Raw genomic sequence first — 26,659 nt, 5'->3', positions numbered from 1 at the left:
GGTGCCGTCATTCCTACAGTGCTGCGCATGATCAGAACTCGACGCACCCCCGCAGCCCTCCTCCTCGCTCTGGCGCTGGCCCTGCCGGCGTCGCCCGCCGTCGCCTCCACCGCGACCTCCGCCACGACCTCCGCCACGGCCCCCTCCGACGTGCGCTTCGCGATCCCGCACCCCACCGGCCGGTACGCGGTCGGGCGCGACACCCTGCACCTCGTCGACGCCGGCCGCCGCGACCCCTGGGTGCCCACGGCCGCGCGCGAGCTGATGGTGTCGATGTACTATCCGGCTCGCGCCGGCGGGAGCGCCGCCCCGTACATGACCGTCGACGAAGCTCGCGCCCTCCTCCAAGGACAGAGACTCGACACCGTCTTCAAGGCCGAACAGCTCGCCGGCACCGTCACGAACGCCCGCCTCGGCGCCCGCCCCGCCCGCGGCAGGCACCCCCTGGTGGTGCTCTCCCCGGGATTCACCCTGAACCGCGCCACCCTGACCACGCTCGCCGAAGAACTCGCCTCCAAGGGGTACGTCGTCGCCCTCGTGGACCACGCCTACGAGTCGTTCGCGACCACGTTCCCCGGCGGCCGGACCCTGACGTGCGTCGCCTGCGAGGCGGTGGAGAGCGCCCCCTCCGACGAGGCGGAGAAGGAGCTGATGGCCAAGGCGGCGCTGAACCGGGCCGCTGATCTGTCCTTCGTCATCGACCGGCTGACGCGCTCCGCGCGATCCGTACCCGTCTGGAAGCACTGGCAGACGATCGACCCGCGCCGCGTCGGCGCCGCCGGCCACTCGCTCGGCGGCAACGCCGCGGCGAGCGTCATGGCCACCGACCGGCGGGTCCGCGCCGGGGTGAACCTGGACGGCTCGTTCTTCGCCCCGGTCCCGGCCGCCGGCCTCGGCGGGAGGCCGTTCCTCATGCTCGGCACCGAGGCCCAGCACGCGCCCGGCGCCGCCGACGCCACCTGGTCGCGGGACTGGTCAGGCCTGGACGGCTGGAAGCGCTGGCTGACCGTGGCCGGCTCCGGCCACTTCACCTTCATCGACCTGCCCATCCTGGGCGGGCAGGCCGGGATCACCGACCCTGCCGCGCCGCTGTCGGGCAAGCGGTCGGGCGAGATCACCACGGGGTACGTGGGCGCCTTCTTCGACCAGCACCTCAACGGCGAGCAGCAGCCCCTCCTGGACGGCCCGTCCGCCGCCGACCCGGAAGTGTCCTTCCAGAACCCGTGATGCCCCCGGGCGTCCGGCAGGCCGGACGCCGCCCCTCAGGCCAGCAGCGACGCGCCCGCAGCGCCCGTCAGGACGGCGAGGATCAGGAACCAGCCGCTCAGCGGCAGACGCACCCGATGCCACGCCCGCCGCCCGCCCGTCACCGTCGCGGGCTGTCGGGGCGTGGGCGCGGCTCGTACGGCGGCGGCCGCCCGGACGGTGGCGGCGACAGGCGCGCCCCGGTACCACTGCTGGGCGAGCGCCTCCCACAGCACCCACTCCTCGTCCTCCGATCCGGCTTCGTGACCCAGGTGCGCGAGCAGGTCGCCGCGGTAGACGTCGAAGGTGACCTTGACCTGCTCGCCGTACAGGCGGGCCGGGCCGAGCGCGCACGCGTAACTGAGCAGCGCGACGGCCGCGCCTCCGGTGTGGCACAGCAGGAACAGCCCGGCCGGCGCGCCGGTGGCGAGCAGGAACAGGCCGGAGGCCGTGGAGAAGAAGCCGGCCAGGAAGGAGATCGTGAGGAAGAACTCCAGGTCGGCGCGTACGGCGGCGAGCGTGGCCCGGTGGTCGGCGGGCAGCAGAGGGTACAGGCGCGGCCAGACGAGCGCGGCGTCGATGCCGTACCGCTCCTCGGGGTGGAGTACGGCGTTCTTGAGGATGTTGCCGAGCCGGGTCGGCATGATCTCCGCGACGTCGGACGGGTAGCCGGAGTAGAGGCGCTGGTAGTCGGGCAGCTCCGCCGGCCGCAGCCCGGCATGGACGTGGGTGTGCCAGTGGCGGCCCGCGCGGGCGAGGAGGCGCCAGGGGCGGCGGGTCCAGTCGCCCTCGTACCAGCGCAGCAGCAGCGTGCTCATGCCGGACAGCCAGGTCGCGACCAGCACCACGGCCGCCAGGAAGGCGATCGAGTACAAGGCCGTGAGCCGCGCGTCCTGCCGGCTCCACGCGGCGAGCCTCGATCTGACAAAACGTTGCGGTCGGTGTGAAAGGTCAGCCCCGACGTCTACCCCGGGGGTAGGTCGCTGTGTTCAGCGGTGCTCGGGCTCCACCGGAAGCCACAGTTCGGCGTCGGCCTCGGTCTTCTCCGGCGACAGCTGGACACGGAGGATCTCGGGGCCGGAGCGGGTGCGGTACGGGTTCGACGGGAACCACTCGGTGAACACGTCCCGCCAGAGCTCCTGGATGGCCCGTGGCGCGGGCCCGGAGGTGGTGAAGACCGCCCAGGCGCCGGCCGGGACGGCCAGCGTGGTCGTGCCTTCCGGAGCGGCGGCGGAGGTGATCACGCCGTGATGGTAGTCGAGCTCATTACCCTCGGCGCGGCTGGGTTCCAAGTCGTCGCATACCGCGACGATGCCGTACGGTTCCTGATCCGACAGCTTTTCCAGGCGTTCCAGAGCCTGTGGATCGATTCCACGGACAAAGTCGATGATCGCCTGGTTCGGGCCTGCGTGCACCAGCGGTACCCGGGCCTTGAACCCGACGACGGTGAAGTCCGCCCTGTCCACGACGCGGTACCGCATGCTGCTGCTCCCTTCGATGGTGAGGCGGAAGGCCATTCGGGACTGGGAGGTGAGCGCGGCGCCGGTACGCCGGGCCTCGCCTGGTCCGATGCCGTGCATGGCACGAAACGCCCGCGCAAAAGCCTCACCGGAGCCGTAGCCGTACCGCACCGCGATATCCAGCAGCGTTTCACGCCCCGCGAGGACTTCGGCGCCCGCTAGGGTGAGCCGGCGGCGCCGGACGTACTCCGCGAGCGGCATGCCCGCCAGCGCGGAGAACATCCGGCGCAGGTGCTGCTCCGAGGTGGCCGCGATGCGTGCCAACTCCGCCACGTCGACGGCCTGGTCGAGATGGCCCTCAATGTGCTCCATGGCCTGGTTCAGCCGCTCCAGCATGCGTGCCCTCCGTCCGCAGCCTCTTCAAGGCCGCCTTGCCGACGATAGTCGGCAAGCACCTCTATCCAGCGCCGCCCCCGTCCCGTCCCAGCCCCTGGCGGATCGCAATCTCCACCGGTGAGTACGCGCCGTCGGCCCGATCCAGTTCGTACGGCGCGGCCGGCAGGAGCGGCGGCTGGGCCATGAAGCGCGGCCGTACCCCATGGTGCGACTGCGCAGCGTGCACCAGGAACGGATGGCACAGGAAAACGTCGCCCGGGGACCCGGTGGCGAGGGCGAGCGGCCGGTGGTCGGACGCCGCCACCAGATCGGGTGCGAGGGTCAGCCCGCTCGCCCCGTCCTCCCCGTACTTCTCCAGCACCTTCGGCACGTCGAGGTGTGAGCCGACCCGGATCCGGGTCGGGGCGTCCGCCTCACCGACTTCGCTGAACAGGAACAGCATCAACAGCGCCCGCCCCTGGGAGCGCAAATTCGTGAAGTACCAGCTCTCGCCCTCCGGCAGATAGCTCCCTTCGATGTGCCAGCCCGCGTCGTTCGGCTCCTCCTCGTGGGGGAAGCGCAGTGGGAACGTGCCCAGTGAGTAGCGCGGCTCCCAGCGTCCCGCGCCGACGAGCAGGTCGTACGCATGATGCAGAGCCGGGGAATTGGGTGCGGCCGCGAACGGTCCCTGCGCCATACCGGCCACCCAGTGCACGGGCTGCGTCCACGTCGACGGGTCGTCCGGGTCGCAGCCCGTCTCCCGCCACAGCAGCCGCGCACAGTCGGCGGCCACGCGCGGCGCGACGGCACCCTCCAATTTCACGAAGCCGTCGCGGAGGAAATGGGAGATCAAGGTCGTGTCATCCATGCCCCCATCGTGCGACGGCACCGGCCCGGATCGCCCGACATCCTCGCTACCGCTTTTGTCGGGTATGCGGATGGGCGTACGGTCTCCGGCCGCCGCTCCCGCACCATCGCGGCCGGCGAACCCTTTCCCCGACAAGGCCGACCAAACGCTGCCGTCGGAAGCGGGACGCGATCTTGAGGGTCAGGCCGAGGCGGTCGCGCGCCCAGTCCGCCAGCGGGCACCCGTGGGCGCCGCCGATCGGCCGGGCAACCATGAAGGCCGGCAGCGAGCCGCCGTCAATCCTGAGGAGCCACGCCGGATTCCGGCCGGGTGCGGCTCCTTCTAAGATGATGCGCACGATGACCAAGCCGAACCCCGACAGGGAAACGCTGAGGGTACCCAGCCGGCACGGCCCCGCGTTGCCGGCGTCGCCGTCTGATCGACCAGTTCATCGCCGCGGGCCGTGTCCGGTGGACGGCCGATCCCGATGATCGCAGGCGGATTCCCATCGAACTCACTTAAGACGGCTCGGCCGAGTCACCGGCGCCTACGCGGCGTTGATCGCACTGCATGACGCGAAGCACACCATCGAAAGGACGATCGCAGTTGAGCGCGGAAGAGAATTTCAAGCAGGTCGGCGCTGAGCTGGCCGACCTGGGTGTGCAGCTGTCCAGAATGATGGGGCGTCCCGCGCTCAAAGACCAGGCGGGGAAGGTGTTCGCGAGTTTGCAGCGCGACGGCGCGATGGTGTTCAGGCTGGTCAGGGACACGCCCGAACACGTGGCCGCGCTCCAGTTGCCCGGGGCGTCCCTGTTCGACCCCACGGGGAAGGGCCGGGAGGTGAAGGACTGGGTGGTCGTGCCGCACTCCTCGGTCGATGCATGGACGGACCTGGCCGAGGTGGCACTCAGCCGCCCACGCTGATCATCTGGCCACACAGGCGGGCACAATTTGCTTTGATCATTTCCCGGCTGCCGCTATCGGATCTTGACCTCAGCGTGAGACGCTCACGACTATGGCCGGACAGGACAACCCCCAGCAGGCGCCCCCCGAGGACTCGGAGGAGGCGGCAGCACTGCGCTATACGGTGGCCGCGCTACGCCTGCTGGGATCGTTGGGCATCGGTGGAGGTTTTGCCGGAGCAGTGATCGAGCTGCTCTGGCATCCGGACTTCCCTTCGCTTCCCTGGCTCGCCGTCTTCCTGGTCGCTGTCTTGGCCGGTGTCGGCCTGCGGATCGAGGCAGCTGTGCAGGACCGTTCATCGCGCTGAGCGCGGTCCGATCTTTCGATGGGTCGCATCTGTTCCGTGTTTCGGGCGTGATCCGATCGCGGCAGCATCAAGCCCATGAGAAAGATGCTCGCAACTGTGCTGGCCTGTGCTGCTCTGCTGACCGGCGCCGCTCCCGCGCAAGCAGTAGTGACCAAGGATCCCGTCCAGGCGCTGAAAGCCGTTCTGGTGCCCGGCCACGGTATGCACTTCACCGAGACGACCACCCTCTTAGAGGGCACTGACGAAAGGTCAGAACGCCGGCGCAAGGGAATCTTCGAGTTCGACGCCAAGGGTGGCGTCAAGTCCTTGGACGTCACCACCACGGGGGGTGAGTACGGTCGCGAACGTGTCATCGGTTTCAACCACGACATCGGCGGCACCGGCTACCAGTCCGGCGGTCTTGTAGGGAAGTGGCTGAAGAAGGGCAAGACCTGGTGGAAGGACTCCCACCAGTTGTACCTCCGGCACACCGAGTTGCTCGACTACGACGAGCAACTCGTCAATCCAGCAGAGCCCGCGACCCTGGCCGCCCTGTTGAGGAACGGGCAGCGGAGCGGGGACACCGTCACCGGCGCGATCACCTTCAAGGAGCTCGAGCGGGCCTCCCGCTGGGCGGAGCACTCGACCCATGCCGGCTGGGATCCGGACACGAGGCTCACCTACACCGTCACGCTGACCTCCTCGGGCCTGGTCGGCAGGGTGCAGAGCATGTTCACGTTCTCCGACGGCCTCGACGAACTGGTGGGCAAGACCGTGCACGTCGACACCCGCTACAGCCGGTGGGGCGACAAAGTATCGATCAAGGCGCCAGACCCTCGCAAGACGACCACCGAGCTGTGCATCGAAGGTTTCTGCGATTGGCGCCTTCTGGGCTGACACCGACCGTCGCCTCGACCCCGTCGCAACGGGAACGAGTGGGTGACGGCGGGTCGGGTCGCCGTCACCCGAAGCGCCGGGAGGTTACGCGGGCGGCTGGTGGACGGTGACCACGTGGGTGGTCCTCGTCGGTTCGACGGCCGAGCCGCCGACCAACGTGACGTTGTACGTGTGTTCGCCGACCGTGGTGGGCGTGTCGGAGAAGCTGAACGACCCGTCGTCTTGGCCATCAGGCCGACCTGGCTTTTGGAGATGTTCTTGATGCCGAGCTGCTCGATGAGCTTGTCAACTCTGCGGGTGGAGACGCCGAGCAGGTAGCTGGTGGCGACCACGCTGATCAGCGCCTGCTCGGCCCGGCGGCGCCGCTCCAGCAGCCAGTCCGGATAGTAGGAGCCCGACCGGAGTCTCGGGATCGCCAGCTCGATCGTTCCGGTGCGGGTGTCCCACTCGCGGCTGCGGTAGCCGTTGCGGGAGTTGGTCCGTTCGCTGCTGCGCTCGCCATAACCGGCTCCGCACAGGCTGTCGGCCTCAGCTGACATCAACGCTTCGGCCATGGTCTTCACCATGGATCGCAACAGATCCGGGTCGTCGGTCTCGATCTGCCGCGCCAGCCAGTGCCCGGGCGTCACACTGTTGTCTACGGCCATCGCCTGATCTCCTTCGATCTTGATCTTGCTACTCGAAGGATCATGCGATGGCCGTCTTCATTTCACGACGCCACGCCTGTGACCAGGTCAAACTCGTACACCACTCCCGTGGACGCAACCCTGGGTCGCCGTGAGGAAGCGCGGCGGGCCGATGAGCGGGCGCTAGCCAGCCCTGACCGCCAACCCGGCCCGGCAGGCCCCATTGGCCGAACGGCTGGAATGGACCTGGCCCATGGCTTACTCCTTGATGCTCTGGGCCCGCGCCCTTGGCGCGCAATCACCATCCCGGAGGCGATTGCCCGCCTCAGGCCCGCTGGTCGGCGAGCAGCTCGACCACCCGCTCGGCCAGGGGGGCGGCGCTGGCCGGGTTCTGGCCGGTGGCGAGGCGGCCGTCCACCACGACCTGCGCCTGCCAGTTCTCGCCGGGCTCGTGCCGCGCACCGCGCGTAGTCAGCGCGTCGGCCAGCAGGAACGGCACGACGCCCGCCACGCCGCGCAGCTCCTCCTCGGCGTTGGTGAAGGCCGCCACCCGCTTGCCCGCCACCAGGTACGACCCGTCGGACAGCGTCAGGTTCACCAGCGCCGAGGGGCCGTGGCAGACGGCCGCAACGACGCCGCCCCGCTCGTACACCTCGCGCCCGATCCGCCGCACGTCGGGGTCATCAGGGAAGTCCCACATGGTGCCGTGGCCGCCGGCGTACAGGACGGCGTCGTAGCGGGAGGCGTCCACGTCGGCCAGGCGGGCAGTGTCGCGCTGCTCGGGCGAGGCGACGAACGCGGCCTGGGCGGGGTCGCCGGGGTCGTAGCCGTCCTGGGGCGGCTCGCCGCCCTTGACGCTGGCCACGTCCACGTCGAAGCCGGCCTTGCGGAAGATCTCCCACGGGTGGGCGGCCTCGGGCACGTAGTAACCGGTCTTCTCCACGCCGCCGAGGTCGTCGTTGCTGGTCAGGGCGATGAGTACACGCTTCGTCATGCGTTCAGGATGCCTCCGCCGAGACATCAGCAACAAATAACGAACGCGGCCCCAAGCCATCAGAATAGTGATATGCCGCCACTATCGCTCGACCTGCTGCGCACCTTCCTCGCCGTCTACAGGACCGGCTCCATAACCGCCGCCGCCCAGACGCTCGGCCTGTCGCAGCCGGCGGTGACCGCGCAGGTCAAGACGCTGGAGGCGACGCTGGATCGGCCGCTGTTCGACCGGCTGGCGCGCGGGGTCGCACCCACGCCCGCCGCAGACGAGCTGGCCCGCCGGGTCGCGCCGGGCCTCGACGCGCTGGACGAGGTGGTGGCCTCGGAGCTGCCCTCGGACGAGGCCGTGCACCTGGGCGGGCCCGCCGAATTCCTGAGCGAGGTGGTCATGCCGATGCTGGCCCCGCTCGTCCGGGACGGGCTGCGGCTGCGCGTCACCCTGGGCCTGTCGGACGACCTGCTGGCCGGATTGGCGGCCGGGCGGCTGGACCTCGTGCTGTCCACGATCAGACCCCGGCTGCGCGGCGTGCAGTCCGACCCGGTGTACGACGAGGAGTTCCTGCTGGTCGCCGCGCCCGGCGCCGGGCCGGCGGAGCCGCTGGTCGCCTATGCCGAGGACCTGCCCATCGTGCGCCGCTACTGGCGCAGCGTCTTCGGCCGCCGCCCGTCGATGGCGGCGCAGGTCGTCATGCCCGACCTGCGGGGCGTGCTGAGCGCCGTACGGGCGGGGATGGGCGTGTCGGTGCTGCCCGCGTACCTGTGCCGGCGGGACCTGGAGGCGGGCACGCTCGTGACGCTCGCTGAGCCGGAGGAGCCGCCGATCAACACCGGCTACCTCGCGGTCCGCTCCGGCGCGCGCACCCGGCCGGCCGTGGGCCGCGTGCGCGACCACCTGGTACGGGAGCTACGCGCCGTGCGATCGTTCTGAAACGGTTGACATAAGCGGGTCACCGGAAGCCCGACCGGCGAAACACACACGATCGCGTGATCGCGCCGGATTTACTCCGCTCTGTTCACTGCCTGGTAGAAGACGCATGTACAAGAAGATCTTGGATGGTAGCTTCGCGAGATGCGTGCGCCGTTAGCCATGTTGAGCAGTGAAGTGCCCTCCTCGTCCCGGATCATGGACTTCACGTTGGTCGAGACCGCGGCTGGGCCGCTCGTGGTCTGCGCCAACTCGAGGTATGGAGGAGTGTGGACATGGGATCCTCTGCGAGACGTGTGGCAGGAGCGGCCGCTGGCCTTCGCCTGCGCGGGGGACCCGCTGACCGCCCAGTATCCCCATGCTGACAACGACATCCATGCGGTAGCCGCGGTCATGTCCGGAGGCAGGGTGGTCCTGGCGGCGGGAGGCGATGAACAGGGGTTTGCCTTCTGGGATTTGGACAGCGGCGAACTGATCCGGGGCGCACGTTTCGACGATCCCTACCTTGCGGCCATCACCGAGGTGCGGGGTGAGGGGCCGCCGTTGTTCGTGACCGCGACGCAGTACGCGGAGGAGATCTTGGTGTGGGGGCCGTCCGCGGAGGCGCCGCTGGAGCTGGTCAACGAGGTCGGCCGCATCGCCTGCCTCACGGCCTCACACGGCCTTGGCTCCTCGCTGGCGGCGGCGGGCGGGATGGACGAAGGAGTGGCTGTGTGGGATCTGACAGCGGGCGAGGAAGTGAGGATGTTCGACACCGACGAGAAACGTGTGCTGGCCGTCTCATTGACGAGGCTGACGGGTGACCCAATCCTGGTGGCGGGTGTTGAGGACGAGATCCATGTGTGGGGCCTGACCGACGAGCACGGGGATGACCCCATCCGCGATCCGCTGACTGGCCACGAGGACGCCGTCGAAGCCATGGATACGGCGGTGATCGGCGAGCGTGCCCTGGCGGTGAGCGGGGGCGCCGACGCGACGGTGCGCCTCTGGGACTTGACGACCGGCACGCAGCTCGGCGATCCGCTGATCGGCCACAAGGGGAGAGTCGACACAGTTCGGACCGCCATCCTCAAGGGGCGCCACATCGCCCTGAGCGCGGGCCGGGACGGCAGAATCAACATCTGGGACCTGGAAGCCTTGGCGCAGTAGAGGAACTTCAAGCGGCCCGGGGAGCGGATGCTGGCCGTCGAGTCCAGGCCGGTGGCCAGATCGTCGAGGGCGACATCCCGTAATGCCCGCCCAGCTTCCAACTGCGCCCGCACCTGCGCCAGTGGCTGGCCGACCTGCTTGGCGAGCCAGAGCCCCCGGGCGTGCCGGCCAGCGCCTTGAGGCGGCTACTGCGGCCACTCACGGTGGCGTTGGAGGGCGGAGGCGGGTATTCCCGAGGCGGGGAAGTACCCCTCATCGTGAAGTGAAAGCGGAGGTTGACTTCATTCAACGATCGTTATCTGAAGAGCACGCCTTGCTAGTGCGAGTCGTAGGGTGGTCGGTGCTCAGCACCCGCTCGCAGTCGGCCAGCGTCGCCTCGTACAGGGGAATGGCCCGGCCCAGATCCCCCGCCGCTTCGTAGGCGCCAGGTCTGGTCCGCTTTCCGCCCTAGCCGCTCAGCGGTGTCTCGCTTGACCTTGACACTGTGACAAGGTCTTCACTGGCGTCAAGGAGGTGGTCCCGATGGCCATGGCGAAACAGGACACGGATGCGTTCCCGGCTTTGCGGGGGCTGGAGGCCGGCGACTCGTCAGTACGGCTGCGGGCGGCGCTGGCGCTCGGCACGAGCCCTGACCCGCGTTTCATCGACAAGCTCATCGAACGCTGCGCGGTCGAGCCCGCGTTCCCGGTGCGTGACATGCTGACGTGGGCGCTCACACGCCACCCGGCGTCGATGACGGTCCCGGCGCTGGTCGAAGAAGTCCGCTCGGAGCACGCGCAGGCACGAAGCCAGGCGTTGCACACGCTCTCCAAGATCGGGGACCGGCGCGCGTGGCCGGCGATCACACGGGCGCTGCTGTGCGACAGCGACGACGAGGTGGCGCGGAGCGCTTGGCGGACGGCGGTCGTGCTCGTGCCCGACGATGAAGTGCCCGAGCTGGTCGCGGTGCTGTCGACGCAGCTCGGGCGGGGCGGGCGTGAGATGTGGCTGAGCCTCAGCAGGGCGCTGGTCGCGCTCGGTGAGGTGATCGAGCCGACGCTGCGCGCCGCCATGACGGACCCCGACCCACGGGTACGCGCGCACGCGATCGCCACGGAGAAGCTGTTGCGCGACCCGGATGCCGGGATGGCGTACGCGATCGAGGAGGCCAAGCGTGTGGTGGCACTCGGAGGCACCGGCGAGGGGGAATGACGGGCCGTGTTGATCGGTGAGGTGGCGCGCCGGTCGGGGGTCAGCGCCCGCATGCTCCGGCACTACGACTCGCTCGGCCTGGTACGGCCGACGGGTCGCAGCGACGGCGGCTATCGCGAGTACTCCAGCGAGGACATCGAGCGGATCTTCCACATCGAGAGCCTGCGCTCGCTGGGGCTGTCGCTGCGCGAAGTCGGGCGCGCGCTCGATGATCCTGACTTCAGGCCCGCGGAACTCGTCGGCGACCTCATCCGCCAGACGCGAGAACGCATCGCCGCCGAGACGCAGCTGCTCACGCGACTGCGCCGGATCGGCGCTGCCGAACCTACGGACTGGCAGGACGTGCTCCAGACCGTCGCGCTCCTGCAAGCGCTGGGCTCGAAGAGCGCCGGCAGGCGCCAGCGCGCGGCCCTGTCCTCCGTCGAGGAGGGTCCGGCGCCGGTGGAAGCGCTGGTCGAGGCGGTGCTGAACGAGACGGACCCGAACGTCGCCGGCGCCCTCCGATGGGCGCTGGCGCAAGCGGGCGACGACGGGTTGGCGCTGCTCGCGGAGGGTCTCGGCTCGCCGGTGGCCGAGGTGCGCAAGCGGGCCGTCCAGTCCATCGCCGAGATCCCGGACGGTACGGCGACCGCGCTGCTGCGCGAAGCCCTCACGAGCCCCGACGTCGTGGTCCGCAGGTACGCGGCTCTGGCTCTGGGGGCCCGTGGCGTGGCCGAAGCCGTACCGACGCTCGTCGACATGATCGTCGAGGGGACGAACGACGTCGATGCGGCCGATGCCCTGAGCGCGCTGGCGAGTGGTCCCGCGGCGGCGGATCGGATCGCTGCCATGCTCGTCGATCGCCTCGCCCATGACACCGTAGAACCGCCGGCCCGCCGGAGGCTGACCCAGGCGTTCGCCGACATCCCTGGCACCACGGCGTCGCGAGCCCTCGCGGACCTGTCACATGACGAAGACCGTGCCGTCGCGCTCACCGCGGCGTACATCCTCGGGATCCGCGAGGGGGTGTCATGACCGGCATCTACAAGTCCGAAGCCGGGGAACGTGAACTCCTCGAGCACTACCGGCAGGCGCTGGAGGCGTGGCCGGTTCCCGCCGAGCGGCTACGGGTGCCCACCCGTCAGGGCGAGACCTTCGTCCTCGTTTGCGGCCCGCCCGACGCGCCGCCCCTGGTGCTGCTGCACGGTTCGGGGGCGAACGCGTCGATGTGGCGAGGAGATGTCCCCACCTGGTCGCAGGGCTTTCGCACCTACGCCGTCGACCTCGTCGGCGAGCCGGGTCTGAGCGCGCCCTCGCGCCCCGCCCTGGACTCCGACGCCGTGGCGCTCTGGCTGGACGACGTGCTGGAAGGGCTCGGGATCACCGACGCGGCGTTCGTCGGCATTTCTCTCGGCGGCTGGACGGCCCTGGACTACGCCATCCGCCGTCCAGAACGGGTGGCCCGGCTGGCGTTGATGTGCCCAGGGGGCGTGGGACGGCAGAAGGTCGGCTGGATGTTCAAGGCCCTGCTGACCCGCCTGTTCCGGCGTGGCGGACTGCGCGAGTCGGCGATGGCGGTCGCCGGACTGGACGGGGACAGGGACCGGCAGGCGCTCGACGCCGTCGTCCTGACGTTCACGCACTTCAACCCGCGCAGGGAGAGACTTCCGGTGTTCTCCGACGAGGCGTTGCGCGCTCTCACCATGGACGTCCTCGTCATCGTCGGCGGCCGTGACGCGATGTTCGACTCCCAACAAACGGCGCGGCGGGTACATGAGTGCGTCCCGCACGCGACCGTACGTTTGCTGCCCGAGGTGGGGCACGCTGTCTTCGGCCAGGCTGAGCCGATCGCCACGTTCCTGCGGGCCTGAGGGGCTCTCACCTCCGGGCGCCGGTCGCCGCCAGGTGTCATTCGGCCCAGGCGCGCTCCAGCAGGGCGCCGAAGGTGGCGGGCTCCCGTCCGATCAGCCCGGCGAGTGTCGGGTCGACGGCGGTGAACTCGCCGTTCCTTGCCGCCGCGAAGATGCTCAGCATCAGGTCGGCGATCGGGGCCGGGGCGCCGTGCGCCAGGAACTGCTCGTGGAAGGCGTCGTCGGAGACGACGGTACGGGTGAAGGGCCGTCCGGTGGCCTGGGAGGCGAGCTCGGCGACGGCGTCGAAGTCGAGCGCCGCCGGGCCGGTGAGCGGCGGGGTGGGCCCCTCGAAGCGGCCCTCCTCGGCGAGGATCGCGGCGGTGGCTTCGGCGAGGTCGTCGTGGCCGGTCCAGGCGACGGGGCCGTCGGCGGGGAGGGCGATGTCGCCGGTGTGGCGGGCGGGCTCCAGGAAGTGCAGGGCGCTGGCCGCGTAGAAGCCGTTGCGCAGCGCGGTCCAGGGCAGGCCGGTGGCGTGCAGCAGGTCCTCGGTCAGGGCGTGGTCGCGGCACGCCTGGAAGCGGGAGTCGTGGGCGGCGCCCATCTGGCTGGTGTAGAGGATGCGGCCGACACCGGCCTTGACGGCGGCGTCGATGGCGTTGCGGTGGCCGGTGACGCACTCCTCGCCGACGCGGTCGAGGGAGACGAGGAGCACCTGCTCGGCGCCTTCGAAGGCGCGCACGAGCGAGGCGGGGTCGTCGAAGCTGCCCTGCCGGACCCGGACGCCGCGGTCGGCGAGGTCCTGGGCCTTGCGGGGATCGCGGACGCTGACGCCGACGCGGTCGGCGGGCACGCGCTCCAGGAGGCGTTCGACAGTGCGGCGGCCGAGCTTTCCGGTGGCTCCGGTCACGATGATCACAGGGTTCTCCCCACGCTGTTTCCAGTGGAATCACTTTCACGTTAACACTGAAATATCAGTGGAACCAAATCCCCGGTATCGTTGGTTCATGGCTACCCGCGACACCACCGACAGCCCCCGCCGCCGCATCGTCGAGGCGGCCGTCGCGCTGCTGGAGAGCGGCGGCCCCGACGCGGTGAGCACCCGCGCGGTCGCCGCCGCGGCCGGCATGCAGCCCCCGGCGATCTACCGGCTCTTCGGCGACAAGGAAGGGCTTCTGGAGGCCGTCGCCGAGCACGGCTACGCCCAGTTCCTGGAGAGCAAGCGCGCGCTGCTCGACCCCGAACCGCAGGACGCGGTGGAGGACCTGCGCCGCGGCTGGGACACGGTGGTGGAGTTCGGGATCTCCCGCCCCGAGCTGTTCGCGGTGATGAACAGGGCCACCGGCCGGGGGGCGGACATGGCACACCGCGCGGGCCTGGAGATCCTCCACGGCCGGGTGCGCCGGCTGGCGGCCGCGGGGTGGCTGCGGGTCGGCGAGGAGCTGGCCGCCCAGATCATCCAGGCCACCGGCCGGGGCGCGGTCATCGCCTGGCACTCCACCCCGCCGGAACGCCGCGATCCGGCGCTGCTGACCGTTCTGCGCGAGGCCATGGTCGCCGCCATCACCCGCGCCGAACCGATGGTCCCCGCCGAGGAGACGGGCCCCGCCGCGGCGGCCCGCGCGCTGCGCGCCGCCCTGCCCGACGAGGCCGGCGAGGCCGGCGTCCTGAGCGAGGCCGAGCAGCACCTGCTGCGCGAGTGGCTCACCCGCCTGGCGGCGGACGGTGGCGCGCCGCGTGATCAGGCGTACCGCCGAGAAGATCACGGCGCTTGACCATGACGTAGCGTCAACGTTTCTAATGACCGCATGAGGATCAGCGAGCTCGCGGCGATGGTCGGGGTGTCCACCCGGACCGTACGCCACTACCACCACCTGGGGCTCCTCCCCGAGCCCGAACGGCTGGCCAACGGCTACCGCGAGTACCGGCTGCGCGACGCGGTGGCGCTCGCCCGCGTACGGCGGCTGGCCGAACTCGGCCTGTCTCTCGACGAGGTCCGCGACGTCCTGGCCGACGACCAGGGCCGGGAGCTGCGGGAGCTGCTTCTGGAGCTGGACGCCGACCTGGCCCGGCAGCAGGCAGCCATTGCCGCCAGAAGGGCCCGGCTGGCGGCGCTGCTGGCGGAGGCGGACCTGCACCCCGACTCGACGGTGTCGCCCGACATGGCCGAGGTGCTGCGCGGCCTTCCCACGGGAGGTTCGGCGTTCGCCGAGTTCGACCGCGAGCTGCTGACCCTGGTCGCCACCGTGGGCGATCCGGCGGACCGGGCCGAGTTCGCCGATCTGTTGCGTCCCCTCACCGAGCCCGAGGCGTACGCGCGGGGAAATGCCCTCATCGCCCGGCTGGACGAGCTCGCCGACGCCGACCCCGGTGATCCGCGCGTCGCCGTGGTCGCGCGTGACCTCGCGGACCACCTTCCCGACGAGATGGTCTCGGTGATGCTCGCGAGCCTCGACGACGCCGGCAACGGCCAGTGGCTGGAGGAGCTGCTGCGGGAAGTGCCCGCCGCCCAGGGCGAGGTCTTCCGGCTGCTCGTGACACAGCTGAAGGAGCGAGGGTGATGGTGAAGGTCGCGCGTGCCGCGTTGTACGCCGTGGTCCCCGTGGAGCTGGTGTTCGCGGTTCTGCTCGTGTCCGGCGTGTCGCTGCCGCTGCCCGTGGTCGCGGTGGCCGAGGTGGTCGTCGTCGCGATGCTCGTGCTGGAGGCGGTGACCGCGTACCGGCTGTACGCCGCGGCGCGCCGGGGCGGCGCGGACCGCTGGAGGGCATGCCGTGCCGCCTACGAGCAGCTGGTTCCCGAGCAGGTGCGGCGGATCATGGGGTTCGACCTGAAGGGCATGATCAGCCTCGCCCTGTGGGTGGCCCGCCGCCGCCACGGCGTGCCCGACGGCGCCACCGCTGTTTCCTACTCCCGCGCGCAGACCCTCACGATGATGATCTTCCTGGGCGCGATGGTCGTGGAGCTGGTCGTCGCGGAAGTCCTGCTGCGGGCGTTCGGCGCGCCCGCCGGCCTGCGCGCCGTGGTCCTGGTCGCCGACGCGTACGCGGTCCTGATCGTGCTCGCGGTCATCGCGGCGTGCGTCACCCGCCCGCACGTCGTCTCGGAGGACGAGGTGCGCATCCGTTACGGGGCGTTCTTCGACCTGCGGGTCCCGCGGGAGCGGATCGCGCAAGTGCGGCAGGTCCGCAACTTCAACGAGAACGGCACGGTCAAGGTGGACGGTGATCGGCTGGCCGTGGCGGTGGCGTCCCAGACCAACCTGGTGCTGGAGCTGACCGAACCGGTCACGGCCGTCCGGCCACTCGGCAGGCGCGCGGAGGTCCGTACGATCCGCCTGTTCGCCGACGACCCCGCAGCCGCCCTCGCCGTCCTGCGGTCCCGCCGCCTGCGATGCTAGGGTCCGGCCATGACGCACCAGCGATCAACGGGACCGAGCGGCTTCCAGTAGCGCGCCAGGAAATACCTGGCGGTGCTATCGAGGGAGCCTCATGTCCCGCACCGCCCATCACATCGGTCGTCCGACTTTCAGGCGATCGGTGACGATAGTTGATCTCCGTTACAGTGCCGCATGCCTGCGACAGGCCCAGCGGACCGGCCACCGGCCACGCCCGATCCCCCTGCGCCGCCAGGTCGTCGTCTACTCCTGGGCCAGGTCGGATCCCCGAGACCGTTCGGTGTCCGAATGGGCCTACATCGAGGAGCGCCGGGCACGCCAACGCCTGCGTCTCACGCTCGAGGCCATCCGCCGGAGGATCAACGCCACAACCGGCGGTCCTCTCGCCGTCGAGGCGATCGACGACCTCGAAGTCCACCCCGCGCGGCACCGCCGCAACGCCATCTGGTTGTACTGATCACGGCGTCGGCAGGGGAGAGACGATCCGGCCGGCGGAGGGACGGGTGATCCCATGTCCGATGAGCCACTGGATCATCAGCATATGATCATGCGCATATGAGCGGCATCACCGAACCCCCGATCGCCCGGGTGGACGTCGCCCGCGAGACCCTCCACGGCATCACGCTCGAGGACCCCTACCGGTGGATGGAAACCGAAGGCGAGGAGTTCCACCACTGGCTGGACGGCCAGGCCAGGCACGCCCGCGAGCACCTGGACGCCCTGCCGCACCGCGCCGCCCTGCTGACCCGGATCCGCGAGCTGGGCAGCGCGCTCACGCGGTACTTCGGCCTCGCGTTGACAGCCGACAAGGTCTTCGCCCTCGTACGCGAGCCGGACGCCCCCGTGCCGGTGCTGACGGTCACCGAGGCCGGCGGAGCGAGCAGACTCCTGTTCGACCCCGGCACGGTGCCCGGCGACGGACACCACGCCATCGACTGGTACGTGCCTTCCCCCGACGGCCGTCACGTCGCCTGCGCCGTCTCCGCCTCCGGGTCCGAGGACAGCGCCATCCACGTGATCGACGCCGACTCCGGAGCCCTGCGGGAGACGATCCCGCCCACGACGCGTTTCGCCTTCCTGAGCTGGCTGGAGGACAGCCGGTCGTTCGTCTATCACCGCTACGCCGAGCAGCACCGCCTGGACAGCCGCTCCTTCCTGCATCACCTGGGCGCCGACCCGGCGCAGGACACGGTGGTGCTGGCCCGCGGCCTCAACCCCCACGTCGAGCTGACCCCGCGGGACCGGCCCTTCCTGGTGGTGCCGCCGCACGGCGAGTGGATGCTGGCGATCGTCTCCCACGGCGCGCTCAGTCCCTGGCCCTGGACCCGCGAGCAGCTGAGCGACTGCACGATATACGTGGCGCCGCGCACCGGACTGGCCGACCCTGCCACCTGCCCGTGGCGGAAGGTCGCGGGCGCAGCGGACGGCGTGACCGCCTTCGCCACCAGCCACGACACCCTCTACCTGGTCTCCCACCGGGACGCGCCGCGCTCCCGCGTGCTGGCCGTTCCGCTTGCCGCACCAGACCTGTCCCGAGCCCGAGTGGTCGTGCCCGCCAGTGAGCGGGTGGTGGAGACGGTGCGGGTGGTGGGCGACCGGCTGCTGGTGCGCGATCTCGACGGTGGCGTCAGCCGGGTACGGCACGCGCCCCTGTCCGGTGGCGAACTCACAGACCTCCCGATGCCGATGGACGGCGCCATCCTGGAGTGGACCACCCACCCCGAGCGGCCCGAAGCCCTGCTGCTGATGGCCGGCTGGACCGACGCGCCACGGCTCTACCGCTACGACGGCCAGTCCCTCCAGCCCGCCGGGCTGGCGCCCCGCTCACCGGTGGACTTCGGCGACGTGCACGCCCGCACCCTGCACGTGCCCGCGAGGGACGGGACGCCGATCCCGCTCACGGTCATCCACCACAAGGACCTGGAGCTGGACGGCGACAACCCCACCGTGCTCACCGGCTACGGCTCCGACGGGATGATCGACCTGCCGGAGTTCCATCCCGAGATGCTCGCCTGGTACGAGCTCGGCGGCGTCTACGCGGTCGCACACCTGCGCGGCGGCGGCGCCTACGGCCGCGAATGGCACGAGGCCGGGCGCGGCGAGCGCAAGGAGGCCACCATCACGGACTTCATCGACTGCGCCGAACACCTCATCGCCCTCGGCTACACCCGCCCGGCGCGGCTGGCCGCCAAGGGCGTCAGCGCCGGCGGCATCCCCACCGGCGGCGCGCTGGTGCGCCGCCCCGATCTGTGGGCGGCCATGGCACTCCAGGCGCCGACGGTGAACGCCACGCGCAACGAGTTCGGCGAGAGCGGGCCGGTCAACGTGCCGAAGTTCGGCAGCGTCAGCACCGAGGAGGGCCTGCGCGCCCTGCTGATCATCGACGCCTACCTGCGGGTCCGGGACGGCGTGCCGTACCCGGCGGTGCTGCTGACCGCCGGCCTGCGCGACTCGCGGGTGCCGCCATGGCAGCCGGCGAAGCTGGCCGCCCGCCTGCAGGCGAGCACGGCCTCCGGCCGGCCGGTGCTGCTGCGCGTCGAGGAGCACGGCGGCCACGGCGCCGGCTCGACCAGAGACCAGGAGCAGGCACTGCTCGCCGACGTGCTGGCCTTCGTCCTGCACGCGTCCGAGGGGTCATGATGACGACAGACATGTCGATCCCGGCGGAGACGGGGTGTCGGTACACCGAGCCGTACGACAGGAACAGCGCGGCGGCGATCGCCCAGCCCGAGATTTCGGCGTCCGGGCGCAAGGTCTTCGGCCTCGCCATCGCGGGCGTCCGTCTCGTTTGTCCTCTTGCGCGTCAGTCCTGCAGCCAGTGCAGCTCGTGCGCCAGGGTTTTGGCGACGGCGCGGATGCGGCGGTGAAGCGGCGACTGCTCGCGTGGGAGGACCAGGTGGATCGTCAGGCTGGGCGCGCCCCGCAGCGGTCGCCAGGTGAGACCGGCCGGTGATGCCGTGACCGCGGCTTCTCCGGCCGGGGCGAGGGTGACCCCGTCGCGCAGGTCGCGCTGAGACATGTCGAAAGAGACTGCGGGCGTGTGGAATCGGGGGTGTGGTCGGATGTCCCGGAACAGTGCGGACAGCTCATCGTGGATCACGGGGTTGGCCGCGCGGTCCGGGAGTCGCAGCGGATACGCGGCCGCGTCGGCGATCTCGATCTCCGGGTGTTCGGCCAGTGGATGGTGCTGCGCCAGCTGGACCCCGATGCGCTGACGCCGCAGCAGGTACCGGCGCACGCCACGGCCCGGCTGTTCGCCGCGGGTGATCCCGGCATCGATGCGGCCGTCGGCGACCGCGGGGGAGATCTCCGGTGTCGCCATCGGGACCGCGCCGACCTCGAGTCCGCTGTTGTCGCGAATCAGCCTGTCCACCAGGGCCGGTGCCGTCTCGGCCCCGGCGCTGAGGCTGTATCCGATGCGCAGCGTGCCCAGTTCACCGGCCGCCGCGCTCCGGGCGGTGTCCCATGCCCGGTCCAGCGCCGCCAGCGCGGGCGGCGCGGATTCCGCCAGAGCCGCACCGGCCGGGGTCAAGACGACGCTACGCGTGTTGCGGACCAGCAGGGCCGTACCGAGTTCCGCCTCCAATCGGCGCATCCTGGCGCTGAGTGCGGGCTGTGCGATACCGATCCGTGCGGCCGCGCGGGTGAAGTTCAACTCCTGCGCCAGCACCAGGAAGTACCGCAGGCTCACCGTGTCCGGCGCCACGTGCTCTCCCTGCCGATTGATAACGATCCGTTCTGAGTCTATCCCGTACCGGTCTTTCCCTCGGCCGTACAGCAAGCCCTAACCTGCACATATGACGATTCAACTGAGTCGGACGTGTCCGGCCGAACACAGGCATTTCCATGGCTAAGGGCTACTGGGTCAGTGTCTACCCCGCCATTTCCGACCCTGAGAGGCTGACTGCCTACGACAAGCTGGCCGGTCAGGCTGTCCAGGCTGGGGGCGGGCGCGTCCTGTCCCGGATCCCGTCCCGTGGCGGTCGAGTCGTCGCCCACGAGGCCGGAATCACGCAACGCGTCGTTCTGATCGAGTTCGACAGCTTTGAACAGGCCGTCGCGGCGTACGAGAGCGAGGCATACCAGAAGGCGCTGGTGGCCCTCCCCGACGGCTTCGAGCGCGACTTCCGCATCGTCGAAGGCATCGACTGACCGGCGGGCGGTGGAGCCACCACGTTGACGCTCCACGCGGCCTTGACGCGCCAGGAGACCCTGCTCGTCACTGTCGAGGACGACGGACATGGCGGAGCCTGACCGGGAAACGGAACCGGACTCACAGCCGAGGCGCCCCGCCTTCGCCGAACACATCAACCGCATCTTCGCCAAGCTCGCCCCGGGTGCCGACGACTCCGTTCGCGAACGCGTCGCAGCCGTCCTCACCTGTCTGCGGCGTTGATGCGAGCCCTGCGTCACGCCGGGCGGGTGGCCAGTTCCGCGGGCGCTTCCATCGCCGCGGACCGTTCGATGGCGGCGAGGAGCAGGTGGTGGCGCAGGCCGGTCTCGAAGCTGGGGTGTGGCTGCCGGCCTTCGGCGATGGCCCGGGCGACCTCCTGGTAGAGGGCCGCGATGTTGGCCGACGGGCCGGACCGGACGCCGGCGGGGACGGTGCGGTAGGCGTCGGGCACGGCCAGGATGTCGTCTCCGATCCTGATGTCCCAGTCGCCCCAGTGGATGAACGTCCCGCGCTGGGCCGGGACGGCGGTCAGGGTTCCGTCGCTGCCGACGAGCTTGAGCAGGAACCCGTCGCGGGCGGGTCCGTTGCCGCCGTGCACGGCGACGGAGGCGGTGGCGCCGCTCGCGAGCAGCCCGTGCAGCAGCACGTGGCTGGGGGTGGCGTTGGGCACGGTCCGCTCCGTCCCGGCGACCAGCACGCGGTCATGCGTGCGGGGGAGTCGTGCGGAGACCTCGGTCAGCGGGCCCGTGACCCGTTCGAGTGCGGCCAGGAAGTGGCCGGCCATGATGGTCAGGACGTTGGTCGCCTCCGCGGGATCGAGGCCGAACACCAGGTCCGGCGAGATCCGGCTGCCGCCCAGGGGCGCGCCCTCCGCCACCAGCGTGACCGATTCGAGCGTGCCGATCCGGCCTTCGGCCAGGAGGTCGGCGGCGAAGCGGGCGCTCGGCGAGTGGTGCCCCTGGAGGACGACCGCGTGGACGACGCCCGCGGCGCTCGCCGCCTCGGTCAGCTCGCTCGCCTCGTCGGCGTCCACGCCCAGCGGCCACTCGGACACGACGTGCTTGCCGGCGTCGAGCGCGGCCCTGGTCACGGCGGCGTGCCCGGAGGCCTTCACCGAGACGACGACCAGGTCGACCTCGGGGTGTGCGGCGAGCTCGCGCGCGTCGGCGAAGGCGTGCCGTACGCCGTGGGCGGCGGCGGCCCGGTCCGCGCTGGCCTGGTTGGTGGTCGCGACCGCGGTGACGTCGAACTCCTCGAGCGCGGCGAGCGCGGGCAGGTGGGAGCCGTCCGCCCAGCCGCTTGCCCCGACGACTCCGACTCGGATCATGTGCGTCACCCCTTAGTTATGTACCTTGCGGTATGAAATTAGGGCAGCGCGACGCTCTCCCGCAAGAGGTAACGTACCGAGAGGTATAAAACTTGAGGGGAGCACGGAGGACGGCATGCCCGGCGGACGCCCACGCTCGTTCGACGCCGACACCGCACTCGACCGCGCGCTGGAGGTGTTCTGGCGGCATGGCTACGAGGGCGCCTCGCTGGCCGACCTGACCGCCGCGATGGGCATCAACAAGCCCAGCCTCTATGCCGCCTTCGGCAACAAGGAGGAGCTGTTCGGCAAGGTCCTCGCCCGCTACCTCGACGGCCCCGGCGGCTATGCCGCCGCCGCGCTGGACGCCCCCACCGGACGGGAGGTCGTCGAGCGGCTGATCCGCGGAGCGGTGGACCTGACCGCGGGCGAGCACACGCCCCACGGCTGCCTGTGCGTCAACAGCGTGCACGCCTGCGGGCCCGACGCCCGCACCGTACGCCAGGACGCCATCGCGGTGCGCAAAGCCGGCGAGGCGGCGCTGCGCAGGCGGCTGGAGCAGGCCACCGATCTGCCCTCCCGCTACGAGCCGGCCACCCTGGCCGCGCTCGTCCACACGATCTCGGACGGCATCGCCGTCCAGGCGGCGGCCGGCCGCAGCCACGACGAGCTGCGGCAGATCGGTGAGGCGGCGCTGCGCGCCCTCTGGGACTGAGAGCCGCCCGTCGGAGCATGAGGCATGCCGCCGTACGGGTCACCGCGATCACGGCATCCACCTGCCGCGACGATCGCGTATGAATGACGGATCTTCACGCATTCAGCGTCCAGGATCATCGCCCTAGGGTCGTACGCATTCCTTCCTGTCACCCGTCGGGAGACGTATGCCCCAGAGCTCGCGCTGGCGCGCGTTCGCCGTGCTCAGCGCCGTCCAACTCATGATCATCATCGATTCGAGCATCGTGTACGTGGCGCTGCCCGCCATCCAGACCCACCTCGGATTCTCCGCCGCGGGCCTCGCCTGGGTCGTCAACGCCTACATGGTCGCCTTCGGCGGCCTGTTGCTGCTGTCCGGGCGGCTGGGCGACCTGATCGGGCGCAAGCGCATGTTCGTCATCGGCCTGAGCGTCTTCACCGTGGCCTCGTTGCTGTGCGGGCTGGCGGTGAGCCAGGAGATGCTGGTCGCCGCCCGGTTCGTGCAGGGGGCGGGCGGGGCGATGGCCTCGGCCGTGGTGATGGGCATCATCGTGACGATCTTCCAGGAGCCGCGGGAGCTGGCCAAGGCGATCGGCGCGAGCGGGTTCGTCGCGGCCGCCGGCGGGGCGGTCGGCGGCGCGGCCGGCGGGCTTGTCACCCAGGTCGCCGGCTGGTCCTGGATCTTCTTCGTGAACGTGCCCATCGGGGTCGTGGCGGCGGTCCTGGCCGTACGGCTGGTGGCCGGCGACCGCGGGCCGGGTCTCGCCGCGGGAGCCGACGTCGCGGGCGCTGTCCTGGTCACCGCGGGTCTGATGGCCGGCGTCTACGCCATCGTCAAGGTCGAGGAGCACGGGTGGGGATCGGCGCACACGCTCGGCCTCGGCGCGGCGTCCGTCGTCCTGCTCGTGGCGTTCGTCGCGCGCCAGGCCCGGGCCAGGAGCCCGCTGGTGCCGCTGCGCGTCTTCCGCGCGCCGAACCTCGCGGGCGCCAATCTGGTCCAGGTGCTGATGGTGGGCGCCATGTCCGGATTCCAGTTCCTCACCGTCCTGTACATGCAGCGGGTCCTCGGGTACGGCGCGGCCGAGACGAGCCTGGCGGGACTGCCCGTCGCGGTGGTGCTGGCGGCCGTCTCGCTCGGCCTGTCCGCCCGGATGATCACGCGCTTCGGCCCGCGTGCCGTGCTGCTGGCGGGTCTTTCGCTCCTCACGGCGGCGCTGGTGTGGTTCACCCGTGCCCCGGTGGACGGCCGGTACGCGGTGGACGTCCTGCCGTCGATGGCGCTGCTCGGCGTGGGCGCGGGCCTGGCGATGCCCGCGGTGATGACCCTGGCCATGTCGGGCGTGCGCCCCGGCGATGCCGGGCTCGCCTCCGGCCTGGCCGGTACGGGAGCGCAGGTGGGAGGCGCCCTCGGCCTGGCGGCCCTGGCCTCGCTCGCCTCCGGGCACACCGCCCGGCTGACCGCCGCAGGGCAAGGCGGCCTCCCAGGGCTGAACGCGGGCTACCACCTGGCCTTCGGCGTCGGCGCGGGGCTTCTCGCCGCGGCCGTCGTCGTCGGTCTCCTCATGCTGCGCTCCGCGGGGCCTGACCTCGCGGCCGAACGCGACGACGCCGCGTTCGAGCCGCACCCCCGGTAAACGCCCCTTTCTAACGAAAGAAGTCAGATGTCCTCCCCTCAGAAGAACCGATCCGTCACGACGACCACCAGGCCCCTCGCGATCGGCGGCGCGGTGCTGGCCACCGGCCTGCTGTGGCTCGCCGCCCGGCTGCTGGACATCGATCTGCTGGTCGACCAGCCAGGCGACGGGCAGCCACCGGTGACCGTCGGCCTGCCGCTCGTCATCGGGGCGACGCTGGTCCTGTCCCTGCTCGGCTGGGGTGCGCTCGCGGTGCTGGAGCGCTTCACCCGCCGGGCGAGGACCATCTGGAGCGTGAGCGCCTGCGCGGTCCTGCTGATCTCCTTCGTGCCGATCGCCGGCGTCGAGGCCGCCCTGGGCACGAAGATCATCCTGTCCCTGATGCATCTCGCCGTCGCCGCCGTACTGATCCCGATGCTGCGGGCGCGGCGGAACCGAGCGTGAAAGATATGCAGAAAGAGGGACGCCCGGGCGGCCCGGCCCCCGCCATCCTTCCAGAGTGAACACCGCTGCCTCGCTCATCCTCGGCGCCGCTCTCGCCGTCGCACCGGTCACGCCGCCGTCGTGGCAGGACTGCGGCGACGGCCTGCAGTGCGCGCAGCTCCAGGTGCCGGCCGACTGGGCACGCCGATCGGGGCCCAAGGTCGCGATCGGTCTCGCCAAGCTGCCCGCCAGGGACCAGGCCCGCAAGAAGGGCGTGCTGCTGGTCAACACCGGTGGGCCCGGCGAGCAGATCGCGCTGCTCCGGCAGGCCAAGCGGGCGTTCGCCGACCTGACCGAGTGGTTCGACGTGGTGATCTTCGACCCGCGGGGGTTCGGCGGCTCGACGGCGATCCACTGCCCGATCCCCGCGCCCTTCGCCACCGAGTGGGTGTTCCCCACCAAGGCGGCCTACGACGCGTACGCCGCGAAGAACCACACCTTCGGCCAAGCCTGCGCCGAGGAGGCCGGCGTCCTGTCGGGCACCCTCAACTCCTGGCAGATCGCGCACGACATGGAGGCGATCAGAAAGGCACTCGGCCAGGCCCGGCTCACCTACTTCGGCAACTCGCACGGCACGGTGCTCGGGCAGGCCTACGCCGAGCTGTTCCCCCGCAGGGTCGGCCGCATGTACCTCGACAGCGTCCTCGACCACACCACTTCCGACCTGCGTGCCTGGCTCCGGCCGCGCGCCAAGGCCCTGGAGGGCAACTTCGCCCGGTTCGCCGCCTGGTGCCGGAGCACCGTGACCTGCGCCCTGCACGGCAAGGACCCGGTGGCGGTCTGGGACGAGGTGATGGCGAGGGCCCGCCGCGAGCCCGTCCCCGCCCCCGAGGCCGGTCCCGGGGCGCGGATCAGCGACACCCAGATCGCCTCCCGCGCCACCTTCTCCTTCGCCGACACCTGGAAGCCCCTGGCCGCTGGGCTGGCCCGCGCGCAGGCCGGTGACGCCTCGTACTTCGCCAAGGTGGAGGGGGCTCCGGACCCCGACCTGTCCCGCGTCGTCCTCTGCGCGGACCTGCCCTACCCCGGCTACGACCAGGTCAAGAGGCTGGAGTCCGCCCTGCGCCGGGACACGCCGCACATCGGCTGGCGCGCGGTGTGGCCGATGGCCAACCACTGCGCGGGCCTGCCGGCGACCCGGACCTACCCGCCCCACCCTGTCGCGGCGCCGGGCCTGCCTCCCGTGCTCATCGCGGGCGGCGAGCACGACGACACCACCCCGCCCGCCGACGGCCGCCGGCTGGCCGGCCAGCTGCCCGGCGCCCGCTACCTGAAGGCCGCCGGAGGTCATGCCCTTTACCTGTCCGGCGACCCGTGCGTACGCGAGCACGTACACCGCTATCTGGTCGGCGGCCGGCTGCCCCCTGCCGGGACGACGTGTGAGTGATCAGGGGAAGCTTGGACTGACCGGAACGGGAGGAAAAATGGCGGCATGGGCGCGGCGCAGGAAAGGGAGGCTCCTGCTGGGCGGATTGGCCGCGCTGGTCGTGGCGGCGGCGGCCGGGGTGGTGTTGGCCTATCCCTCCGTGGCGGCCACCACCTGCCCCGGCTGTTACGGCCTGGCGGAGCTCCAGCCCGGCGTGTACGCCGAACCGGACCTGTCGGAGGCGCAGCGGCGGCACGTGACCGGCGTCGTCGAGCAGGCGCGGCAGCGCGTCGGAGCCTTCTACGGCGGCCGCGAGAGCTCGCCGAGCGTCCTGGTGTGCCTGACGGACGCCTGCTACCGGCGGATCGGCGGCGGCGGCGAGCGGGGGATCGCGGTGCTGAACCGGGCGGTGATGCTGTCGCCGCGCGGCGCCGACCCGGTGATCGCCTCGCACGAGCTGTCCCATGTGGAGCTGCACGTCCGGCTCAGGGGCAAGGAGGAAGAGGTGCCGCAGTGGTTCGACGAGGGCTTGGCGGTGCTCGTCTCCGGCGATCCTCGCTATCTCGCGCCGGAGACGGCCGGGAACCGGTGCCTGGTCGACACCGGCGGCGCGCTTCCCGAGTCACTGAAGGACTGGTTCGGCATGGCCGGCCGGGACCCCCAGGCGTACGCGAAGGCCGCCTGCCAGGTGAGCCGCTGGGTCCAGGCGAACGGCGGACGTGACGCGGTGCTGAAACTGATCGACCGGCTCGCGGCTGGGGACGACTTCGCGCAGCTCGTGACGGCGGCACCCTCGGGAGGCGACGCTGCGGACGTTTCGTGA

General features: G+C 71.0%; 27 protein-coding genes and 1 pseudogene. 20 read left to right on the top strand and 8 right to left on the bottom strand.

The window, feature by feature from the left end:
* Positions 1–27: 27 nt before the first annotated feature.
* Positions 28–1,227: an alpha/beta hydrolase family protein gene (locus ACBR40_RS08855; RefSeq protein WP_371248261.1), complete on the top strand. Its 1,200-nt coding sequence runs from the start codon at positions 28–30 to the stop codon at positions 1,225–1,227.
* 35 nt (positions 1,228–1,262) lie between these two features.
* Here the strand turns inward: ACBR40_RS08855 and ACBR40_RS08850 are convergent, their stop codons facing one another.
* The 3 genes from ACBR40_RS08850 to ACBR40_RS08840 form a co-directional block, all read right to left on the bottom strand.
* Positions 1,263–2,120 carry a hypothetical protein gene (locus ACBR40_RS08850; protein WP_371248260.1) on the bottom strand — a complete coding sequence of 286 codons (858 nt, stop codon included), beginning with the start codon at positions 2,118–2,120 and terminating at the stop codon, positions 1,263–1,265.
* A 114-nt stretch (positions 2,121–2,234) separates the two neighbouring features.
* A complete protein-coding gene (locus ACBR40_RS08845; protein ID WP_371248259.1) occupies positions 2,235–3,101 on the bottom strand; it encodes a GyrI-like domain-containing protein in 867 nt (288 codons plus the stop codon).
* Between the two features lie 61 nt (positions 3,102–3,162).
* On the bottom strand, positions 3,163–3,948 hold the full coding sequence (locus ACBR40_RS08840; RefSeq protein WP_371248258.1) for a phytanoyl-CoA dioxygenase family protein: 786 nt from the start codon (positions 3,946–3,948) through the stop codon (positions 3,163–3,165).
* A gap of 585 nt (positions 3,949–4,533) precedes the next feature.
* On the opposite strand from ACBR40_RS08840, the gene ACBR40_RS08835 reads away from it, so the two are divergent.
* The 3 genes from ACBR40_RS08835 to ACBR40_RS08825 all read left to right on the top strand — a co-directional run bounded on the left by ACBR40_RS08835 (position 4,534) and on the right by ACBR40_RS08825 (position 6,073).
* A complete protein-coding gene (locus ACBR40_RS08835) occupies positions 4,534–4,851 on the top strand; it encodes a hypothetical protein (RefSeq protein WP_371248257.1) in 318 nt (105 codons plus the stop codon).
* A 91-nt stretch (positions 4,852–4,942) separates the two neighbouring features.
* A complete protein-coding gene (locus ACBR40_RS08830) occupies positions 4,943–5,197 on the top strand; it encodes a hypothetical protein (RefSeq protein WP_371248256.1) in 255 nt (84 codons plus the stop codon).
* Positions 5,198–5,272: 75 nt separating this feature from the next.
* Positions 5,273–6,073, top strand: a complete 801-nt coding sequence (locus ACBR40_RS08825; RefSeq protein ID WP_371248255.1) for a hypothetical protein — start codon at positions 5,273–5,275, stop codon at positions 6,071–6,073.
* Positions 6,074–6,261: 188 nt separating this feature from the next.
* Here ACBR40_RS08825 and ACBR40_RS08820 read toward each other — a convergent pair.
* Together ACBR40_RS08820 and ACBR40_RS08815 are read right to left on the bottom strand one after the other, a co-directional pair.
* Positions 6,262–6,720: pseudogene (locus ACBR40_RS08820) on the bottom strand (transposase); the annotation flags it as partial.
* Between the two features lie 304 nt (positions 6,721–7,024).
* On the bottom strand, positions 7,025–7,693 hold the full coding sequence (locus ACBR40_RS08815) for a type 1 glutamine amidotransferase domain-containing protein (RefSeq protein ID WP_371248254.1): 669 nt from the start codon (positions 7,691–7,693) through the stop codon (positions 7,025–7,027).
* 72 nt (positions 7,694–7,765) lie between these two features.
* Here ACBR40_RS08815 and ACBR40_RS08810 point away from each other — a divergent pair, with 72 nt between their 5' ends.
* From ACBR40_RS08810 to ACBR40_RS08790, 5 genes are all read left to right on the top strand, one after another.
* Positions 7,766–8,620 carry a LysR family transcriptional regulator gene (locus ACBR40_RS08810; protein ID WP_371248253.1) on the top strand — a complete coding sequence of 285 codons (855 nt, stop codon included), beginning with the start codon at positions 7,766–7,768 and terminating at the stop codon, positions 8,618–8,620.
* Positions 8,621–8,911: 291 nt separating this feature from the next.
* A complete protein-coding gene (locus tag ACBR40_RS08805; RefSeq protein WP_371248252.1) occupies positions 8,912–9,766 on the top strand; it encodes a hypothetical protein in 855 nt (284 codons plus the stop codon).
* 696 nt (positions 9,767–10,462) lie between these two features.
* Positions 10,463–10,957, top strand: a complete 495-nt coding sequence (locus tag ACBR40_RS08800; RefSeq protein ID WP_371248251.1) for a HEAT repeat domain-containing protein — start codon at positions 10,463–10,465, stop codon at positions 10,955–10,957.
* 6 nt (positions 10,958–10,963) lie between these two features.
* Positions 10,964–11,971 (top strand): HEAT repeat domain-containing protein, encoded by a 1,008-nt coding sequence (locus ACBR40_RS08795; RefSeq protein WP_371248250.1) that lies wholly within the window; start codon positions 10,964–10,966, stop codon positions 11,969–11,971.
* Positions 11,968–12,807, top strand: a complete 840-nt coding sequence (locus ACBR40_RS08790) for an alpha/beta fold hydrolase (protein ID WP_344207296.1) — start codon at positions 11,968–11,970, stop codon at positions 12,805–12,807. Before ACBR40_RS08795 ends, ACBR40_RS08790 begins: the two co-directional genes overlap by 4 nt.
* A gap of 37 nt (positions 12,808–12,844) precedes the next feature.
* Here the strand turns inward: ACBR40_RS08790 and ACBR40_RS08785 are convergent, their stop codons facing one another.
* Complete coding sequence (locus tag ACBR40_RS08785; RefSeq protein WP_344207297.1) at positions 12,845–13,705, bottom strand: SDR family oxidoreductase; 861 nt, start codon at positions 13,703–13,705, stop codon at positions 12,845–12,847.
* An 88-nt stretch (positions 13,706–13,793) separates the two neighbouring features.
* On the opposite strand from ACBR40_RS08785, the gene ACBR40_RS08780 reads away from it, so the two are divergent.
* The 5 genes from ACBR40_RS08780 (at position 13,794) to ACBR40_RS08760 (ending at position 18,820) form a co-directional block, all read left to right on the top strand.
* Positions 13,794–14,561 carry a TetR/AcrR family transcriptional regulator gene (locus ACBR40_RS08780; protein ID WP_371248249.1) on the top strand — a complete coding sequence of 256 codons (768 nt, stop codon included), beginning with the start codon at positions 13,794–13,796 and terminating at the stop codon, positions 14,559–14,561.
* Positions 14,562–14,594: 33 nt separating this feature from the next.
* Positions 14,595–15,347, top strand: a complete 753-nt coding sequence (locus tag ACBR40_RS08775; protein WP_371248248.1) for a MerR family transcriptional regulator — start codon at positions 14,595–14,597, stop codon at positions 15,345–15,347.
* Positions 15,347–16,183, top strand: coding sequence for a hypothetical protein (locus ACBR40_RS08770; protein ID WP_371248247.1), 837 nt, complete (start codon positions 15,347–15,349; stop codon positions 16,181–16,183). Before ACBR40_RS08775 ends, ACBR40_RS08770 begins: the two co-directional genes overlap by 1 nt.
* A gap of 91 nt (positions 16,184–16,274) precedes the next feature.
* Positions 16,275–16,637 (top strand): hypothetical protein, encoded by a 363-nt coding sequence (locus ACBR40_RS08765; protein WP_371248246.1) that lies wholly within the window; start codon positions 16,275–16,277, stop codon positions 16,635–16,637.
* Positions 16,638–16,735: 98 nt separating this feature from the next.
* A complete protein-coding gene (locus ACBR40_RS08760; RefSeq protein WP_371248245.1) occupies positions 16,736–18,820 on the top strand; it encodes a prolyl oligopeptidase family serine peptidase in 2,085 nt (694 codons plus the stop codon).
* Between the two features lie 163 nt (positions 18,821–18,983).
* Here ACBR40_RS08760 and ACBR40_RS08755 read toward each other — a convergent pair whose 3' ends face one another.
* A complete protein-coding gene (locus ACBR40_RS08755) occupies positions 18,984–19,886 on the bottom strand; it encodes a LysR family transcriptional regulator (protein WP_371248244.1) in 903 nt (300 codons plus the stop codon).
* A 140-nt stretch (positions 19,887–20,026) separates the two neighbouring features.
* Here ACBR40_RS08755 and ACBR40_RS08750 point away from each other — a divergent pair, with 140 nt between their 5' ends.
* A complete protein-coding gene (locus ACBR40_RS08750; RefSeq protein WP_371248243.1) occupies positions 20,027–20,332 on the top strand; it encodes a DUF1330 domain-containing protein in 306 nt (101 codons plus the stop codon).
* A gap of 257 nt (positions 20,333–20,589) precedes the next feature.
* Here ACBR40_RS08750 and ACBR40_RS08745 read toward each other — a convergent pair whose 3' ends face one another.
* Positions 20,590–21,681 (bottom strand): Gfo/Idh/MocA family protein, encoded by a 1,092-nt coding sequence (locus ACBR40_RS08745; protein ID WP_371248242.1) that lies wholly within the window; start codon positions 21,679–21,681, stop codon positions 20,590–20,592.
* 115 nt (positions 21,682–21,796) lie between these two features.
* Between ACBR40_RS08745 and ACBR40_RS08740 the strand changes: the two genes are divergently transcribed.
* From ACBR40_RS08740 to ACBR40_RS08720, 5 genes are all read left to right on the top strand, one after another.
* The gene (locus tag ACBR40_RS08740; RefSeq protein WP_344207306.1) at positions 21,797–22,375 is read left to right on the top strand and encodes a TetR/AcrR family transcriptional regulator; all 579 of its coding nucleotides are present in this window, start codon (positions 21,797–21,799) and stop codon (positions 22,373–22,375) included.
* Between the two features lie 166 nt (positions 22,376–22,541).
* The gene (locus tag ACBR40_RS08735; RefSeq protein WP_371248241.1) at positions 22,542–23,987 is read left to right on the top strand and encodes an MFS transporter; all 1,446 of its coding nucleotides are present in this window, start codon (positions 22,542–22,544) and stop codon (positions 23,985–23,987) included.
* Between the two features lie 27 nt (positions 23,988–24,014).
* Positions 24,015–24,431, top strand: a complete 417-nt coding sequence (locus tag ACBR40_RS08730) for a DUF6069 family protein (protein WP_371248240.1) — start codon at positions 24,015–24,017, stop codon at positions 24,429–24,431.
* Between the two features lie 55 nt (positions 24,432–24,486).
* Positions 24,487–25,857: an alpha/beta hydrolase gene (locus ACBR40_RS08725; RefSeq protein WP_371248239.1), complete on the top strand. Its 1,371-nt coding sequence runs from the start codon at positions 24,487–24,489 to the stop codon at positions 25,855–25,857.
* A 37-nt stretch (positions 25,858–25,894) separates the two neighbouring features.
* Positions 25,895–26,659: a hypothetical protein gene (locus ACBR40_RS08720; RefSeq protein WP_371248238.1), complete on the top strand. Its 765-nt coding sequence runs from the start codon at positions 25,895–25,897 to the stop codon at positions 26,657–26,659.

Origin of the sequence: Nonomuraea sp. AD125B (assembly GCF_041402765.1) — a bacterium.
Lineage (GTDB): Bacteria > Actinomycetota > Actinomycetes > Streptosporangiales > Streptosporangiaceae > Nonomuraea > Nonomuraea bangladeshensis.
This window is presented reverse-complemented; position numbering and strand designations above follow the sequence as displayed.

What these genes read in the sequence shown, in the direction of transcription:
- ACBR40_RS08855 (WP_371248261.1), top strand. Translation starts at nt 28, where the DNA reads ATGATCAGAACTCGACGCACCCCCGCAGCCCTCCTCCTCGCTCTGGCG.
- ACBR40_RS08845 (WP_371248259.1), bottom strand. Translation starts at nt 3,101, where the DNA reads ATGCTGGAGCGGCTGAACCAGGCCATGGAGCACATTGAGGGCCATCTC.
- ACBR40_RS08840 (WP_371248258.1), bottom strand. Translation starts at nt 3,948, where the DNA reads ATGGATGACACGACCTTGATCTCCCATTTCCTCCGCGACGGCTTCGTG.
- ACBR40_RS08830 (WP_371248256.1), top strand. Translation starts at nt 4,943, where the DNA reads ATGGCCGGACAGGACAACCCCCAGCAGGCGCCCCCCGAGGACTCGGAG.
- ACBR40_RS08825 (WP_371248255.1), top strand. Translation starts at nt 5,273, where the DNA reads ATGAGAAAGATGCTCGCAACTGTGCTGGCCTGTGCTGCTCTGCTGACC.
- ACBR40_RS08815 (WP_371248254.1), bottom strand. Translation starts at nt 7,693, where the DNA reads ATGACGAAGCGTGTACTCATCGCCCTGACCAGCAACGACGACCTCGGC.
- ACBR40_RS08810 (WP_371248253.1), top strand. Translation starts at nt 7,766, where the DNA reads ATGCCGCCACTATCGCTCGACCTGCTGCGCACCTTCCTCGCCGTCTAC.
- ACBR40_RS08800 (WP_371248251.1), top strand. Translation starts at nt 10,463, where the DNA reads ATGCTGACGTGGGCGCTCACACGCCACCCGGCGTCGATGACGGTCCCG.
- ACBR40_RS08790 (WP_344207296.1), top strand. Translation starts at nt 11,968, where the DNA reads ATGACCGGCATCTACAAGTCCGAAGCCGGGGAACGTGAACTCCTCGAG.
- ACBR40_RS08780 (WP_371248249.1), top strand. Translation starts at nt 13,794, where the DNA reads ATGGCTACCCGCGACACCACCGACAGCCCCCGCCGCCGCATCGTCGAG.
- ACBR40_RS08775 (WP_371248248.1), top strand. Translation starts at nt 14,595, where the DNA reads ATGAGGATCAGCGAGCTCGCGGCGATGGTCGGGGTGTCCACCCGGACC.
- ACBR40_RS08770 (WP_371248247.1), top strand. Translation starts at nt 15,347, where the DNA reads ATGGTGAAGGTCGCGCGTGCCGCGTTGTACGCCGTGGTCCCCGTGGAG.
- ACBR40_RS08765 (WP_371248246.1), top strand. Translation starts at nt 16,275, where the DNA reads ATGTCCCGCACCGCCCATCACATCGGTCGTCCGACTTTCAGGCGATCG.
- ACBR40_RS08760 (WP_371248245.1), top strand. Translation starts at nt 16,736, where the DNA reads ATGAGCGGCATCACCGAACCCCCGATCGCCCGGGTGGACGTCGCCCGC.
- ACBR40_RS08750 (WP_371248243.1), top strand. Translation starts at nt 20,027, where the DNA reads ATGGCTAAGGGCTACTGGGTCAGTGTCTACCCCGCCATTTCCGACCCT.
- ACBR40_RS08745 (WP_371248242.1), bottom strand. Translation starts at nt 21,681, where the DNA reads ATGATCCGAGTCGGAGTCGTCGGGGCAAGCGGCTGGGCGGACGGCTCC.
- ACBR40_RS08740 (WP_344207306.1), top strand. Translation starts at nt 21,797, where the DNA reads ATGCCCGGCGGACGCCCACGCTCGTTCGACGCCGACACCGCACTCGAC.
- ACBR40_RS08735 (WP_371248241.1), top strand. Translation starts at nt 22,542, where the DNA reads ATGCCCCAGAGCTCGCGCTGGCGCGCGTTCGCCGTGCTCAGCGCCGTC.
- ACBR40_RS08730 (WP_371248240.1), top strand. Translation starts at nt 24,015, where the DNA reads ATGTCCTCCCCTCAGAAGAACCGATCCGTCACGACGACCACCAGGCCC.
- ACBR40_RS08720 (WP_371248238.1), top strand. Translation starts at nt 25,895, where the DNA reads ATGGCGGCATGGGCGCGGCGCAGGAAAGGGAGGCTCCTGCTGGGCGGA.